A 15,533-nucleotide genomic window follows, 5' to 3' on the forward strand; every position below is an offset into this window, starting at 1 on the left:
TCGTTCGATTATAGGGGCGTATGGAGCGCGGGCGATGAGCATCGCCAGAGAGGCGCTTAAAAAAGTTTAATAATTCCAGCCGCTTGTAGGGCGGCGAGGGCCAAGATGGCCAGGATCAGCAGCGCCCCGGCGATCAGAGCGGTGCGGGAGTTCCTCTGCTGAGGCATGGCGCCAAAGGAGTCGAACTCATCCTGCGGCGCCTCCCAGGTCCAGTCTGCGTCCACGTCTGCTTCCGACGCGCTCGCCGCGTTAAATTCGCCCGAAAACGTCTGGCGTTTGGCGCGTTTTGAGGGCGGCGGTCCCTGGGGAACCTGCGCTGTCGGTTCGCTCGCCTGCGGCGGGCGAAGCTCCGGTCTGGCCGCCGAGGGCGGCGGCGTATCAGCCTTTTTCTGGGTGAGGAGGATGACCTCGTTTGGCTCCGGGTCGAGCGCGGTGATGATGGACGAGGAGACCGGCGTGGACACGAAGCCGGGCGGCGGGGCATCCGTAAACGCGTCATCAAGGCCCGAGATTCGGTTGGAGCGCGAGCTTGCCTCGGCCTCTTGAACCCGGGCGCGCTGCGGGAATTCCGGCAAGGAATCAAAGGGAATCGCCGAGTCGTCCGTCACTCTGCGCGCGCTCGTCTGGGCCGCGTCTGCGCCGATCTCCAGCGCGCGCAACATGCTCTCGGTCGTGCGTTTCTCGCGCACGCCGTGGCTTCCGACGGCGGAAGTTCGGAAGTCTGGCGAGCTCGCGATGCCTCTTTTGGGGGCCGCGTTCTCCAGGCCTTCGCTATGCGAGTCGAGGCCCAAAAATTCAGTGGTGGGCGGGTCTTCCTCGTCGAAGGCGGGGCTGAGCATCTCGGCCGCGCTGGGGCTGAGCGCCTCGAGGAAGGCCTGGGCCGACGGGTAGCGGTCGGCCTTTTCTTTCGACAGCGCCTTGAGCAAGACAGCCTCAAAGCGCGAGTCGCGCAGCGGCGCCTTCGCAAATTTCGGCACCGCCGTAAATAGATGCGCGCGCATCACTTTGGCCGCGCTCTCGTCATAAAACGGGGGCTTGCCGCAGGCTGTTTCGTATAAAATAACGGCCAGCGCATAGAGGTCGCTCAGCGGGTCAACCTCGTCGCCAGCCGCTTGCTCCGGGGACATATAGGTCGGGGTTCCGACGGTGCTCCCGCTGAGCGTGAGCTTTCGCCCGGGCTGGGCGCCGGCGGCCTCGGGCATCGCGAGCTTCGCGATCCCGAAGTCGAGAACCTTTACGAAGTCGTGATCCTCGCCCATACGCGTTAGGAAGATATTCTCGGGCTTTAAGTCGCGGTGGATGATCTGCTGGCTATGCGCCTCGTGCAGACTCTGAAGGGCCTGGCGCCCGATATGAAGGATGCGCTCCATCTCAACCGTGCGCTGCCTGGCGAGCACATCGGCGAGGTCTTCGCCCTCGAGCAATTCCATGACAATGAAGAGCAGGTTTTCGTGACTGCCATAATCATGCACGGTGATGGTATTGGGGTGGCGCAGCCGACTGGCCAGGCGCGCCTCGCGTTTGAAGCGCTCGACGACATCCGAGACCGCCATGAATTTAGGCGGCAAGATTTTAAGCGCGACATCCCGATCCATATTGAGCTGGCGGGCACGATAAACCATGCCGAAGCCGCCTCGACCGACTTCCTCAATAAGCTGGTAGCGCTCCGCGAGCACCATTCCCGGCTGTAATTTTGTATCGGTTGCGCTCATGGAATTATTGATGCGCTTAAAAATTGAGTGAGATTACGATAGCAACGGCATTTTACACCACGAATTGAGATTCAATAGTACGCAATTTTGAATATCTTACAAATCTAATAGTGGCTTTTAGGAAAAAATGAACCTCAACGCGGCTCAATACTTGGCGAAGTTGGCTCATCGGCGCCTATTTGAAAAGAATACACCCTTTTGCCCGATTCGGGTAAGGGCCTATTTGAGCGCGATACTCGTGGACTTGCGCGACGGCGAACCCGACGCGCTTGACGGGTGGTTAGGCGTGCTTGAGGGCGCGGTTGCGGAGGGCGCTGAATATAGCGCAGAGCCCGGCGCGGTGGAGTCGATCGTCACTCGGCTCGACACACAGACCCGGCGCGACGGCGGCATTTACCCCACGCCACGCCCCCTCGCCGATGCGATGGCCGGCCAGATTGAGGGGCGGGACGGCGAGGTTGTGCTCGATTTGTCGGCAGGCGCGGGGACGCTGCTGGCGAGCGCGATTCGGCGCGCGCCGGGGCTGCGGGCGGTCGGGGTCGAGCTGAACCCGACGATGGCGCTGGCCGCCGCGATCAACCTGGCGGCGACGCGTCTGGAGGTAGGCGGCGCGATCCCGCAAGATTTACCCGATCGCATTTATATCGGCGACGGCCTGCGGGCCGACGCGCCCTGGTGTGAGTGGGAGGGCAGGGCGGCGGCGGTGCTGGGCAACCCGCCTTATCTTCGCGAGAAAGGGCATCGCGAATTTTTCGACGACCTCAAGGCACGGCATCCTCATTTGCAGGCGTATTTTTGCGCGCGTATGGACCTTCAATATCTGTTCTTTCACCGCTCCGCGTCGTTTTTGCGCCCCGGCGGGAAGTTGGTCTTTGTGACCTCGGCCTATTGGCTGAGTGCGACGCACGCCCGGGTGTTGCGCCGTGATTTGAGCGAGCGGCTGGCGCCGGAGTTTTTGTTGCGGGTCGAGACCGGCGGCATATTTGCCGACGCGCCGGGGCAACATACGCTGCTCAGCATTTTTCGGCGCGCCGAAGCTGCGCCCGCCGCGCCTCGCCGGCTGCGGGCCGTCTCGCTGGCGAAGGCGCCCGCGGATTGGGACGTGCTGGTCGGCGCCATTTTGTCGAGTGAAATCGAGCGCGAGAACGCGGGCGCTCCGCGCGTTTTTGAGCACGCCGCCGATGAACTGGGCGCCGATCTCTGGTCCGTCTTTTCTGACGATCAGACGATGCAATGGGGTCAGGCGCTTAAAGACAATCTGCCGCCGCTGCGCGATTTTTTGAGCGACCGACAGGGGTTTGTGAGCGGCGCGGATCGCTTCACCGCGCGCCATCGAAAATTCTACGCCGCAGACGCCGAGATTCCGGCCAAGGGCGCGCCGATATTTCTATTCGAGAGCCCCGAGGAGGTCCCGCCAGAGCTGGCAAAAATCGCGGCCTCGGGCTCCACCGTGCTCCGCCCGCTTTTGCGCGCCCGCCACCTCACGCCCAACGCCATCTATTATACCCCCCCGTCCGAGGAGCTCGCCCTTTATATAGACGGCCCGCTGAGCGTCGAAAATGAAGCGCTCTTGGCCGAGCATCTTCAGCCTTTTCGCCCGGTTTTGGAGCGCCGCCGCGAAGTCCAATCCGGCACCATGCCCTGGTACCGCCTCCACTGGCCACGCTCGCGCGCCGAACAGGTCGCCCCCAAACTCGTGGTCCCGCGCCGCGCCCCCAAACCCTGCTTTGCCCTCGACCTCGCCGGGCAAATGATCTCGAGCGATTGCACCTATTTGGTCGGCCAACCGGGCGATACCTTGGAAGATCTGATCCGACTGATGGTTTTGCTCAATAGCGCATATTGCGAGCGTTATTTGCGTAATTTTGGCAAATCGAAGGGCAAGCAACTCGAGTTCTATTCGGAGCCGTTGCGCGGGCTGCCGCTGCCGGTTATGCGTGATGAGAAGGGGCGGCTGCGATGGTTTGATAACCTCGGAGTTGGCGATACTGAGAATGATGTATGGCGGGCGGAGCGGCGTCGGTGGGAGGCGGTCTTTTGGAACTTGGGTGGCGTGCTATAATGATTTTAAAAAATAAATACAAAAGTAAGCGTTCAGCGGGTCGACCTAAAAGTCAGCCATTTACGCGATCAAGAGCGGTGCTGGTGCCTCATTTCTCAGCGCCTCAACCGCTTGGGTGATATAATCGAGGGCGCTGATCGACTGGCGCTTGCAAGTCTCTGCGATGGTCCACAGCCGCTCCATCATCCGCAATCCGGCGTTGGATTGCGAGCCCCAGGAGATCTTTCGCTGGACCACTGGCCCGCGAAGCGCGCGCTCCGAGGCGTTGTTGGTCATCTCAACGCCGGGGTGTTCCAGAAAAACCCAGGCCATCTTTAGATGCTTATCTTTTAGAAGCCAGCGAACTACCGCCGGCGCGGCTTTCCCGTGGGCCGCCGCCTTTTTGAGCAAGGCTTCCCACTTTGGGCGCACCTTTTGGCGGACCCATATGACGCATTTTTCGTGCGGGATTTCATCGGCGTTCGTGCGCGCCCATTTACCCTGAAGTTCGCGGCTCATGACCTCCAATTTCTTGCCAATCTGGCCGACTTCGCCGTCGAGTTCCGACATTTTTACAAACTCGCGTAGCAGGTGCGCATGACAAATTTGATGACGTTCGGCCGCCAAATATGAGTACGCGCCGTAGCGATCGGTAACGAAGATACGCGCGCCGGGGGCGCCGATAATCTCCTGGGCGACCGCTTTAGTACGACCCGACCGGATCCGATAGACGGCAGCCTGTGCGCTCTGAATGACCCAGATCCAATGCGGAAGTCGGCCTTTTCGCCAGCCGGTTTCATCGACCCCGACCTGCTCGGCCCGCTGAATCGCCGTGCACGCCTGATCGAATCCGGGCTTTAGCGCGGCGCTTGCCTCCTCAAGATGGCGCTGCACGCACCCGAGCGAGCTGGGCGCGCCGAGCACCTCGCCGACAAACCAGTCGAGTTGCCGGCGCGTGTCCGTCGTAAGCGTTCCAAGTGTGGCCAGCAGCCCAACCAGGCGCGGCCCCCAACCGCTTTTTTCGACCGCTTCGGGCAGCTTTGCGCGCGTTCGATGCCCGCACCCCGGGCACTCACAGGCCATGCGCTGGTGTTCGGTGCATTCGATAAGCTTCGGCGGAACCTCAAAAACTTGATGGCGCACCGGCTCGCCGCGTGCATCTTCAGCCGCTAGCTCGAGCCCACATTCTGAGCAATTTGTGGGAAAATACTGCTTTTGATGGTCCACCTTCTCCGGCGGCCAAAGCTCACGGTGGTGGCCCGGATGCCCCTTTTGAGCGCCCTGGGCGCGTTTTCCGTTTTCTTTTTTTTTACGCTGGGCACGCTGCTTCGGCCCATCGCTGGACGGCGGCTTCGAGGAGTTCTGCGAATTCAAACCGAGTTGGCGCTCCAATTGGTCAATGCGCTTTAACGCTTGTTCGAGTTGCGCGGCGAGTTTGGCGCAATAAAGTTCCCGTTCCTTCAGGCATCCACGAAGACGGGCGTTCTCGGCTTCGAGCTCGGCGATGCGTAAATCACGTTTGTCGGGTAGTATCTCCATCACATTAAGTGTCGGAACCGGAGGCGCTCAGGCAACCCGAAAAGTGTCTGTCAGCCCCATTTTAGGTAGACCCGCTGAATGCTTACATGCAAAAAAACGTGTTTATTTGAATTGTTTTAATGTGAAGAGGGTGCGCGTGTGTTTTTGTTAGTTGGGTACGGTTTCATATAATTCAAAGCACCAATTAGTTTATTCAGGATCGGTTTGACAAGCGTCTAATCAAAAGGGTGTGAATCTCATATTGATCACGCCGCCTGAGCTGCTGGCTCAACGCACCGCTTAAAGCTCGGCATCATCACCTGCATCGCGTCCTCCCATCTGGCGTCCGTCGCCAAGCTTCGCAGCGTCAAAATGGACTGTCCTCCACGGGGCTTCCAGCGCTGCCCGTTTCGCTTCATTCCCGTCTGCACCAGTTGTTTACAGCAGGCCTCGACGTGTCCGCTGCCGATGGGATGGCCTTTGGCGCGCGCCTCGGCATAGTTCATTTGGGCCTTGTGGCATGACCCGGGTTTCACGGACACTGAAATGGCAGCATTTACGCCGCCTCGTCGTTCGTCAACATGAATCTCTCAAACTGCATCGGTGAGACATAGTCGTTGAAGGAATGAAGACGGTGCGCGTTATACCACATTAAGTACCGCAGAATGGCGTGCCGAGCTGCGTCACGGGTGGCGAATTCTTCACGATAGATGAGTTCAGTTTTAAGGGTTGAGAAAAAACTCTCACTGGGCGCATCGTCCCAGCAATTGCCCTTGCGACTCATGCTGACGGTGGCCTGGGCGTGCTTTAATGCCCCCTGATAGTCGTCAGCGGCGTATGGCGAGCCGCGGTCTGTGTGGTGAATAAAACCGGCCTCAGGCCGGCGGTGATTTAGGGCCATGTCAAGCGCGCCTAGGGCTAGCTTTTTGTCGATATATCGGCTCATGGCCCAGCCAACAACGCGCCGCGAATATAGGTCGATGAGCACCGCTAAATACAGCCAACCCTCGGCCGTTGGGACGTATGTAATGTCTCCGACCCAAGCCTGGTTGGGGGCGGCCGCCGTAAACTCGCGGTTAAGTTTGTTCAGGGCGACATCATAAATATGACGCGAATCGGTGGTTCTACAGAACGCGCGTCGCTTGCGCGCAAAAAGACCGTTTTCACGCATCAGTCGTGCGATGCGATGCTTTCCAACGTGATGCCCGCGGGCCAAAAGAACGCGCAAAACACGACGAAAGCCGTAGCGTTTATGGTTTGCCTCGAAGATCTCGTCGATCTGAACCAACAGTGCTGCATTCTCTCGGGCACGCTTGGACAGCGGCCGTTTTTGCCAGTCGTAAAACCCGCTGCGGCTGACCCGCATCACGCGGCACAGCGTGCGCACGGGATGATTTGCCTTCTCCTCGTTGATGAACCGGTAGCGCTGGGTCACCGGGACTCCTTGGCGAAGAAGGCTGCCGCCTTTTTTAGGATTTCACGCTCCTCTTTTAGAATGCGAACCTCACGGCGCAGCCGGCGCAACTCCTCGCGCTCGTCATCGCTTACGGTGTCTGTTGGGCGTTCACCGGCATGCTCTGCGCGGTGTTTGGCGACCCAGTTGTACAGCGTGTTCGGGTGAACTCCGAGATCACGGGCGACCCGGGCCGTTGGCACCGACTCACTCATCGCCAGGCGAACAGCATCGGCTTTAAACTCTTCGGTGAAGCGAGGGCGTTTGGGTTTTTCGTTCATTTGGAACCTCCTAATGACAGGATATCATTTTTTGATGTGAGAAGGTGTCCGAAAATTCCGGGTCAGGCCACGGAGAGTTGGGCAATGGCAGCTCGGACAATCAAGACAGCCTGGTTGGTGTTGCGCAACCCAGTTTATTCTCCACGCTCGCCTCAACCGCGAATTACGGAAGGGGGGCCGTGATCTGCGGGAGTGACGCAAGCCAACAGGTTTGGTGTTGGGGGAGCACCATGCATCCTTCGCATGGAGAGTTCGGGCGACCATTTGGACCAGATGATGGCCAATCAACATCTCTACCTCTGCGAACCGATTGGGATCTTCGTTTAACGGATATCACCGCTCTTTCTGGCGGTTTTTGTGGCGTGACCGACGAGCGAGAGATTCGATGTTGGGGCGACAATTCGGCCTGTGGCCTTGGCCAACAGGCGCCCGGGCGAGGGGTCGGAGATTATCGTTATATGCCCCAGCCGCCGATCGCCGAGATTCCCGCTAATTGGGAGCATCTTTCGGGTCAATGCGTTTTGAGCGAAGATGGGGATATCTGGTGCTGGGGTCTGCGCGCGACGAATGAGGACCCTGTTTGGCCGATACGATGCGAGCCGACGGCCCAGCGGATGCTTACGTTTTAGGCTCCCGGGGGATTTGTCGGTTGGTGTGTCGGCGATATAGGCGTTTGGGTGCTCCGCCCGCGGGCTCCTAGCAATGCGGCGGTTTCGGGCGTATCGGCGAGGCGTTGCAGTTCGGCGGACGTTCTATTCTCGGGGACTCACCCCCGGCTAAAAAGGTGTGGCTCCGCTACGCTTCGCCACACGGCGCTTCGCTTATTAACGGCGTCGCGCATCGCAGGTCGTCAATGAGCGCAGGCGAAGCCGAAGCGTCGTCCCGCCTAGCGGGACCTGCATAGCCGGGGGAGACGCCCAAATAGAGCGCAAGCCCTCGCCTGGCAATGACTTCCGAGAACCCCAAGACCAACGCGAACCGATGAGCCCCCGGAAGGCGTCTAATATCAACCTCGGCAATGACGCTCCCAGATCTCACGCGTTTGATGGTTTGAATGGTGTCGTTTTTGATTTTCGACATAGGCGATGATGCCGCCCATGTCGTTGGGGTTCAGGCTAAAGGCGCCGAATTCATCTTGCCACCTGAATCCATAGAGGTTCTTGAAGTGAGCGCGGACCGCGCATGAAGAACGTGACTTCAGATCGCGCACGAAGTCCTCGACGCAAATATTGGGGGGCAGCGCACAGATCACGTGGACATGGTCTTCGACGCCGCCTAGGCGGATGATTTGCCCCGTCAATGACCGGCCAATCTTGACCATCACCGGATAGAGGAAGGCTTCAACCTCGGGGCGAATCCAGCGCACGCGTTTTTTCGTCGCAAAAACAATATGGTACCGCAATCGAGTGAACGACATCGGTCTTCTCCTTGAGTTGTATGTACGACTTTTGGAGGCGACAATTTAGGCGCGTGGTTGGTCGAGGCAATGATAAAATTATTTGGCGTTTTTTCGAGGCGTTCGGGTGTTGCGATGGCCCCGGGGAGGGGCGTGTCGGCGATATAGGCGTTTGGGTGTTGCGATGGCCGCGGGGGATTTGTCGGTTGGTGTGTCGGCGATATAGGCGTTTGGGTGCTCCGCCCGGGGGCTCCTAGCAATGCGGCGGTTTCGGGCGTATCGGCGAGGCGTTGCAGTTCGGCGGACGTTCTATTCTCGGGGACTCACCCCCGGCTAAAAAGGTGTGGCTCCGCTACGCTTCGCCACACGGCGCTTCGCTTATTAACGGCGTCGCGCATCGCAGGTCGTCAATGAGCGCAGGCGAAGCCGAAGCGTCGTCCCGCGCAGCGGGACCTGCATAGCCGGGGGTGATGCCCAAATAGAGCGCAAACCATAGCCTGGCGCTCGCTTCCGAGAACGCCAAGACCAACGCAATCCGATGAGCCCCCGGAAGGCGTCGCAAATCATCCAACGCCGACATTACGCATCGTCGCAAATCATCCAATCCCACCGTTACGCATCGTCGCGCATCATCCAGCCCCACCGTTAAGCATCGTCACAAGCCATCCATTATTAACAGCGTCGAGTCGCGCATCGCAGGTCGTCAATGAGCGTAGGCGAAGCCGAAGCGTCGTCCCGCGTAGCGGGACCTGCATAGCCGGGGGTGACGCCCAAATAGAGCGCAAACCCCCGCCTGGCTATGGCTTCCGAGAACGCCAAGACCAACGCAAACCGATGAGCCCCCGGAAGGCGTCGCGCATCATCCAACGCCGACATTACGCATCGTCGCGCATCATCCAACCCCGACATTACGCATCGTCGCGCATCATCCAACGCCGACATTACGCATCGTCGCGCATCATCCAACGCCGACATTACGCATCATCGCGCATCATCCAACGCCGACATTACGCATCGTCGCGCATCATCCAACGCCGACATTACGCATCGTCGCGCATCATCCAACATTAACGACCAACGCGAACCGAAGAGCCCTCGGAAAGCGCCAGACCGAATACTCTCTCCCACCAGCGTATTAAATTCCTTCCCAACCCCATTGCGCAATCACACCACACGCAGAAAACTCATCGACACAACATTTCGCGTTGTGGCTTCGCTGTACGCCCGAGATTTGCTAGAACCATGGGACCGTCGAGACGACCGATCCGATTCGGCTTAAAGCGCGACGTTTTTTAACCAACGACTTTCATTAAAGAAACGACCAGAAGAGGATAGCACGCATGTGGGACGCAATATGGGTTCAACTTGTCACCGCGCAGGCGGACGCGACCGCGCACAAGGGCATCTTTGACATCTTGATGGACACCAATAGTTGGGTGGTCATCGCGGTGTTGGTATTGTTGGCGGTCCTCAGCCTGATGTCCTGGTATATCATCGGCTATAAGTGGTTTTATCTGCGCAGCGTTCATAAGGAGTCGTTGAAATTTCTGGAGGTCTTCTGGGAATCCAAGCGCCTGGACAATATTTTTCAGTCGGCCGAGCAATTCCCGAAGGCGCCGGTGAGCCAGGTCTTTAAGGCCGGGTATATCGAGCTGTCGAAGCTCAAAAAACGCGACCAGAGCGACGGGTCGGCCAAGTCCGGCGACCCGATGCGCGTGCAGCTCAGCGGCATCGAGAACGTCGACCGCTCGCTGCGCCGCGCGACCTCCACCGAGATGACCCAGCTCGAGGCGATGGTGCCGTTTTTGGCCACCGTCGGCTCCACCGCTCCCTTTATCGGGCTCTTTGGGACGGTTTGGGGAATTATGGAGGCCTTCGTCAATATTAACTCCGCGGGCGCGGCCGGGCTGGACGTGGTCGCCGGGCCTATCGCCGAGGCGCTGATCGTCACGGCTGCGGGCCTTTTTGCCGCGATTCCCTCGGTTGTCTTTTATAATATTTTCGTCAATCGCATCCGCGTGCTGGGTGCCGAGATGGAGAATTTCTCCAGCGACTTTCTCAATATCGTGAAGCGTCATTTCTTCGATTGAAGACGTTTGGCTCGATTGGACCTAAGTTGACTGCAGGAGAGATAAATCATGGCAATGAGTGGCAATCGCGGACCGGGCGGCATGCTCGCCGAGATCAACGTGACCCCCATGGTCGACGTGATGTTGGTGTTGCTGATCATCTTTATGGTGACCGCGCCGATGATCGATAAGACCGAAGAAGACAAGCGCAAGGTAGACCTCGAGCTGCCGGTGACGCGGGATAACCCGAACCAGATCAACCCCGAGGATAGCGATAAGATGATCCTGGAGATCTCGCGCGACCTGAAGGTCCATATCGGCGAGACCCTGGTGGTGGATTGTTCGGCCCAGCTTGAGGGCAGTGAGAAGACGCGGTTTGAGCCCTGCTTTGACGAGATCGAGCTGAAGCTCGGCGCCAACCAGAAGCTCCAAGACGAGGGTGAGATTTATCTTTTGGCCGACACCGAGATTCCCTACGGTTTCGTCGTCGGGACCATGGCCCGCATTAAGAAGGCCGGGATCGACAAATTGGGCATGGTCACCAATCCGGAGTATCTCACCGATGACGCCGATCCCGAGGAGTGAGCCAAGCGCGTGAACTATTCCAATAATCAAATCGACGGGGGCACCAGATCGCTCGGGCGCGCGCGGCCTGCGGGCGAGCGCAAGATGCAGGTCATCGGGTTTTTGACGACCTTCGCGCTGCACGCCACGATCGTTGGCGGTATCATCTACGGGGCTTATGCGACGCCCGAAGAGGACGCGGTCGACGCGCCGGTGATGATGGAGTTTCAGAACGTCGAGCTGCTCGCCCTGGGCGAAAAGAAGCCGCCAAACCAGCTCCCGCGCGTCGCCAATCCGGCGCCGCCCGAGGTCAAGGAGAAGTCGGTCAACCTGGCAAAACCGGCCGAAGAGCCGCCGCCCAAAGTCGAAGAGAAGCAGCCCGAGGCGAAACCCCAAAAGCAGGAGTCGCGGCGCAATAAATTGCTCGACGACCTCCAGGAGCTCAATAACCCGAACCGCCCCACCAACGACGAGGTCCCCGAGGGGAGCGCCGACGGGGTGGCCAGCGGCACGGTGTCGGACGCCGCGATGGCCAATATGATGAATACCTACCAGGTGCGGCTGCTCGAGGCGCTGGGCAAATATTGGCGGGTGCCGAGCACGCTGACCCACGAAGAAATAAACGCGCTGGCGGGCAAGGTTGCTGTGTATGTGCGCCTGTCCGAGGGCGGGCATATCGTGTCTTTTCGGTTCACGACCAAGAGCGATAACGCGCAATTTGACGCCAGCATCGAGCGACTTCTGCGCCGCTTCGAGGTCAGCGGGGGGCGCAAGCTCCCGATGCCCGAGGCGCCGGAGGTGCGCGACGCCGTGCTGCGCCAGGGGCTCAATCTGCGCAATTGGAAGGCCGTCACAGGCAAATGATCTTCGCTTCATTTAATTGAATAGAATCCGGCATTGATTCGCCCAAACCCTGAAGTTGATTCATGGATGCGAACCCATCGCCGACCCAGGAAATATATGAAAGCCTTATTGAGAACGACTCTTTTGCTGTGCGTGATGAGCGCGCTTTTGTTCAGCCCCGCCGCCTTCGCGCAGGACTCTGGCGCGAGCTCGCCGAACGCCGAGGCGGCGCCGGCGGACACCCGCGGCATCGACATCGACGTCACCCTCGGGGTCAAACGCAAGTTGATCCCGATGGCGATTCCCAAGGCGTTGGAGCCCGGCGGGGATACCGGAAAGATTGCCCAGACCGTGCACGATACCCTGGCGCGCGATATGAAGTTGGCGGGCTTCTTTAAGGTTTTGGATGAGGGAAATTTCTTCTTCGACACCTCTCAGGAGGGCATGGGCGCGTCGGCCATCGGGTTTAGCAACTGGTTTAATGTGGGCGCTCAGGGCTTGATTAAGTCCTCGGTGCGCACCAACGGCGACCAGGTCGTGCTCGACCTGCGCCTCTACCTGGTCGAGGAGGGCAAGCCCGCGCGTCTGGATTGGAAGGGCGGCTCGTTCTCCAAGGACGAGTACATCAAGCAAGTCCACGCCTTCGCCAACGAGGTGCTCAAATATTATACCGGCAAGCCGGGCATCTTCGGCTCGCGCATCGCGTATGTGCGCCAGCAAAAGCGAAACAAGCAGATCTATGCGATGCGCCTGGGCGAAGAGGGCGTCGCCAAGATTACCAATAATAACTCCATCAATATGCTCCCCTCGTTTGGGCCCGGCGGCGCTATTTATTATACCAGCTACCAGGCCGGTAACCCGGACCTCTGGGTGTATGAGGGCGGCAAGTCGCGCAAGCTCTCGTCGGTGCGCGGCCAAAATACCGGGGCGGATTATTGCAATGGCAAGCTCGCGCTGACGCTGTCGAAGGACGGCAGCAATAGCGATATCTATCTGATTGACCCGAGCAGCGGCAAAATCGCGCAGCGCCTCACTGACCATTGGGCGATCGACACCAGCCCCTCGTGGAGCCCGGATTGCTCCAAGATCGCGTTCACCTCGGGGCGCTCGGGCGGCCCGCAGATCTACGTGATGAACGCCGACGGCAGCAATCAGCGCCGCCTGACCTATCAGGGAAGCTATAACACTCAGCCAAGCTGGTCGCCGTCGGGTAACCTGATCGCCTTCTCGGCGCGTGATGAGCGCGGCGCCTTCGACATCTTCACGGTGAACCTGGAGGGGAGCATCGAGCGGCTGACCCAGGACCAGGGCAACAACTCCGACCCCGCGTTTAGCCCGGATGGGCGCTATCTGGTCTTTATCAGCGACCGCGGCGGCAAGGGAAAGCGCGTGTGGATGATGACCGCAGACGGCGAAGTTCAGAACGCGATCACCGAGGGCTCCGGCTACCAATCGCCGGCCTGGGAATGACCGAATTGGTGGATTGATTCAGCGCTATTAAGCATAATAATTTCTAAATTTGAGCAGGCTATATGAGCTATTCTAATCGAGTCAAAATCGTGGTGACCGGTTTGGCGCTTCTTATCGGGAGCGGCTGCGCGAGCGTGCCGACCGATGAGATGTCGGCAGCCCAGCAGGCAATCCTGGACGCGCGCGGCGTCAAGGATTGCGCCAGTGAGAAATTCCTCGCCGCCCAGCGCCTTTTGGAGGAGGCCGAGAAGTTGGTCGACCAGGAGAAATACGACGAGGCCAAGCGCAAGGCGAAGGCCGCCGAGAAGATCGCCATCGAGGCTAAAAAAGAGGGCGAGCTGAATTGGGATGATTGCCAGCGCCGCGCCGAGTTGGCGCGCCAGGCGGCCAACGCCGATAAGAATGCCAAGGACAACGAAGACGACGGGCGCGACGCGCAGCCCGAGGAGAAATACACGCTCGGCACGGTGTATTTCGAATACGATAGCGCCGGGCTTAGCGATAGCGCGCGCTCGGTGCTCGCCGAGAACGTGAAGTGGATGAAGCAGAATAAGGAGCGCACCGTGACGCTGGAGGGGCATACCGATGAGCGCGGAACCCCCGAATATAATCTGTCTCTTGGGGAGAGCCGCGCCCGCCAGGTAAAGTCCTATTTGAAGCAATTGGGCGTCGACGAGAACCGCCTGTATATCCTGTCCTATGGCGAGGAGATGCCCGCCGCCTACGGCTCGACGGCCAGCGATTATGCAAAGAATCGCCGCGTTGAGTTCGTGCCGAAATAATGGCGCCGAAGGTTTTTTTCTGGAGTGATGCGGTTTGGACCTACACGCGAAAGACGCCGATGAATCGGGCGCGAATATGATGACCCGAGGCGACGCGATCGCGGCGCTGTCGGATGCGCTGGAGATGCCGGTCATCGCGGTGGTCGCCGGGTGGCTGGGCGACCGGCGGGTGGACCTTGGCGAGGAGGCCCTGCGGGCGTTTTTGCATGTCTTCGACGCCGAGATGGCCGCCTGGAAAGAGGCTACGGGCAAGGGGGATGAGGTCGCCATCTATCTGGTGGGGCGCGGCGGTTATCCAGAGTTCGCCCAGGGCCTCGCGCGCGCGCTGCGCGGGCGCGGGGTGCACGCGACGGCGGTGATCCCCGAGCAGATTAACGGCACGTTTGCGCTGGCCGCGCTTGGGATGGAGCAGCGATTGATGCACCCCTACGCGGCCATTGGCGCCTACGATTGCCCGGCGCTTCGTGGGGCGCGCGGAGCGCCGGACGCTGACACGCTCCGCGAGCTTGAGGTCTTCCACAAATTAGAGAGCAGCGCGGCGTTTATCAACGCGGATTTGCTTCCTCCCAGGGAGTTGGTCGCGATCGCGCATCAGCGCCGCCAGGCGCGCCACGCCCGGCAGTTGCTGGGCCGGCTGTTGGGCGAAGAGAAGCCGAAGTTGCCGGTGGACCCGGGCGCGCATAGCAGCGTGGCGTCCGAGCTCAGCATGCGAACGCTCGGGGCTCACCTGGCGCTTTGCGCCGAAGAGCTCGGCGACCTTGGCGTCTCGACCGTCGTGGCGTCGCCGGCCCAGGCGGAGCTTATCTGGCGGCTCTTCGAATTCTACGAAGAGGAGTTCCAGGTGCTTCATCCCGCGGTGCCCCGCTATACAAAGTCGGGCATCGGCGACGAGGTTGAGTTCGCCCCGGCGATGGAGATGACTGGCGCGGTCATTGAGGGCGGCCAGGAAAAATTTGTCTATGAATTAGATACCGGGCGACCCGACCCCGAATCCGGCATGCTCGACGGGAACTGGCGTTGGTAGCGAATCGCGCGAGATCGCGCTCTGAGGGCGATTATCGGTGCCTTTCGATCGAAAGAACCGACTATTTCGCGCTTTTCTTTGCCGGTTTCTTTTCGCGCGTTGTTAATTCCTCTCAAATCCCCTATGCTAAGTACACGTCTTGAAAAGCAACCTACCTCGCACCCCTCTAAATTAATTTCAATTTGTCTTGACCAGCGTGAAATTCTCCATTAATAACGCATCTCCGTTGGGCGGTTTAGAAGTTTGAAACCCCTCGATGACACTCTTGCCGGAGTGGCGGAATGGTAGACGCGTCGGATTCAAAATCCGATGTTCGGAAGAATGTGTGGGTTCGAGTCCCACCTCCGGTACTTGAAAGAAATCGCAACAGCAAAAGCCTT

General features: G+C 59.4%; 12 protein-coding genes, 1 tRNA gene and 1 pseudogene. 9 read left to right on the forward strand and 5 right to left on the reverse strand.

Annotated elements, in window-relative coordinates; all coding sequences use genetic code 11:
* Positions 1-56: 56 nt before the first annotated feature.
* Positions 57-1,712, reverse strand: coding sequence for a serine/threonine-protein kinase (locus tag DN745_RS04295; protein ID WP_111332482.1), 1,656 nt, complete (start codon positions 1,710-1,712; stop codon positions 57-59).
* Between the two features lie 223 nt (positions 1,713-1,935).
* On the opposite strand from DN745_RS04295, the gene DN745_RS04300 reads away from it, so the two are divergent.
* Positions 1,936-3,774, forward strand: coding sequence for an Eco57I restriction-modification methylase domain-containing protein (locus DN745_RS04300; protein ID WP_162687444.1), 1,839 nt, complete (start codon positions 1,936-1,938; stop codon positions 3,772-3,774).
* Between the two features lie 60 nt (positions 3,775-3,834).
* On the opposite strand, the gene tnpC is transcribed toward DN745_RS04300, so the two are convergent.
* The 3 genes and pseudogenes from tnpC to DN745_RS04315 form a co-directional block, all read right to left on the reverse strand.
* The gene (gene tnpC, locus DN745_RS04305) at positions 3,835-5,292 is read right to left on the reverse strand and encodes an IS66 family transposase (RefSeq protein WP_111332485.1); all 1,458 of its coding nucleotides are present in this window, start codon (positions 5,290-5,292) and stop codon (positions 3,835-3,837) included.
* A gap of 245 nt (positions 5,293-5,537) precedes the next feature.
* The gene (locus DN745_RS04310) at positions 5,538-5,777 is read right to left on the reverse strand and encodes a hypothetical protein (RefSeq protein ID WP_111332487.1); all 240 of its coding nucleotides are present in this window, start codon (positions 5,775-5,777) and stop codon (positions 5,538-5,540) included.
* A gap of 50 nt (positions 5,778-5,827) precedes the next feature.
* Positions 5,828-7,005, reverse strand: a pseudogene (locus DN745_RS04315) (IS3 family transposase).
* A gap of 362 nt (positions 7,006-7,367) precedes the next feature.
* Between DN745_RS04315 and DN745_RS19210 the strand changes: the two are divergent.
* Complete coding sequence (locus tag DN745_RS19210) at positions 7,368-7,634, forward strand: RCC1 domain-containing protein (RefSeq protein ID WP_133622125.1); 267 nt, start codon at positions 7,368-7,370, stop codon at positions 7,632-7,634.
* Positions 7,635-8,011: 377 nt separating this feature from the next.
* Here DN745_RS19210 and tnpA read toward each other — a convergent pair whose 3' ends face one another.
* Entirely contained in the window at positions 8,012-8,422 is a 411-nt protein-coding gene (tnpA, locus tag DN745_RS04320) for an IS200/IS605 family transposase (RefSeq protein WP_111332490.1), read from the reverse strand.
* A 1,319-nt stretch (positions 8,423-9,741) separates the two neighbouring features.
* Here tnpA and DN745_RS04325 point away from each other — a divergent pair.
* From DN745_RS04325 to DN745_RS04355, 7 genes are all read left to right on the forward strand, one after another.
* Positions 9,742-10,491: a MotA/TolQ/ExbB proton channel family protein gene (locus DN745_RS04325; protein ID WP_111332492.1), complete on the forward strand. Its 750-nt coding sequence runs from the start codon at positions 9,742-9,744 to the stop codon at positions 10,489-10,491.
* Positions 10,492-10,539: 48 nt separating this feature from the next.
* Positions 10,540-11,055 carry a biopolymer transporter ExbD gene (locus tag DN745_RS04330; RefSeq protein WP_111332494.1) on the forward strand — a complete coding sequence of 172 codons (516 nt, stop codon included), beginning with the start codon at positions 10,540-10,542 and terminating at the stop codon, positions 11,053-11,055.
* Between the two features lie 9 nt (positions 11,056-11,064).
* Positions 11,065-11,898 carry a TonB C-terminal domain-containing protein gene (locus DN745_RS04335; RefSeq protein WP_111332496.1) on the forward strand — a complete coding sequence of 278 codons (834 nt, stop codon included), beginning with the start codon at positions 11,065-11,067 and terminating at the stop codon, positions 11,896-11,898.
* Between the two features lie 96 nt (positions 11,899-11,994).
* On the forward strand, positions 11,995-13,347 hold the full coding sequence (locus DN745_RS04340) for a DPP IV N-terminal domain-containing protein (RefSeq protein WP_162687446.1): 1,353 nt from the start codon (positions 11,995-11,997) through the stop codon (positions 13,345-13,347).
* Positions 13,348-13,409: 62 nt separating this feature from the next.
* On the forward strand, positions 13,410-14,129 hold the full coding sequence (locus tag DN745_RS04345) for an OmpA family protein (RefSeq protein ID WP_111332499.1): 720 nt from the start codon (positions 13,410-13,412) through the stop codon (positions 14,127-14,129).
* Between the two features lie 34 nt (positions 14,130-14,163).
* Complete coding sequence (locus DN745_RS04350; RefSeq protein WP_111332501.1) at positions 14,164-15,153, forward strand: hypothetical protein; 990 nt, start codon at positions 14,164-14,166, stop codon at positions 15,151-15,153.
* Positions 15,154-15,420: 267 nt separating this feature from the next.
* A tRNA-Leu gene (locus tag DN745_RS04355) sits at positions 15,421-15,503 on the forward strand.
* Positions 15,504-15,533: the final 30 nt, after the last annotated feature.

The sequence above is a fragment of the Bradymonas sediminis genome (assembly GCF_003258315.1).
In the GTDB taxonomy this organism is placed as follows: Bacteria; Myxococcota_A; Bradymonadia; order Bradymonadales; family Bradymonadaceae; genus Bradymonas; species Bradymonas sediminis.

What these genes read in the sequence shown, in the direction of transcription:
- DN745_RS04325 (WP_111332492.1), top strand. Translation starts at nt 9,742, where the DNA reads ATGTGGGACGCAATATGGGTTCAACTTGTCACCGCGCAGGCGGACGCG.
- DN745_RS04345 (WP_111332499.1), top strand. Translation starts at nt 13,410, where the DNA reads ATGAGCTATTCTAATCGAGTCAAAATCGTGGTGACCGGTTTGGCGCTT.
- DN745_RS04295 (WP_111332482.1), bottom strand. Translation starts at nt 1,712, where the DNA reads ATGAGCGCAACCGATACAAAATTACAGCCGGGAATGGTGCTCGCGGAG.
- DN745_RS04340 (WP_162687446.1), top strand. Translation starts at nt 11,995, where the DNA reads ATGAAAGCCTTATTGAGAACGACTCTTTTGCTGTGCGTGATGAGCGCG.
- DN745_RS04330 (WP_111332494.1), top strand. Translation starts at nt 10,540, where the DNA reads ATGGCAATGAGTGGCAATCGCGGACCGGGCGGCATGCTCGCCGAGATC.
- DN745_RS04310 (WP_111332487.1), bottom strand. Translation starts at nt 5,777, where the DNA reads ATGAACTATGCCGAGGCGCGCGCCAAAGGCCATCCCATCGGCAGCGGA.
- tnpA (WP_111332490.1), bottom strand. Translation starts at nt 8,422, where the DNA reads ATGTCGTTCACTCGATTGCGGTACCATATTGTTTTTGCGACGAAAAAA.
- tnpC (WP_111332485.1), bottom strand. Translation starts at nt 5,292, where the DNA reads ATGGAGATACTACCCGACAAACGTGATTTACGCATCGCCGAGCTCGAA.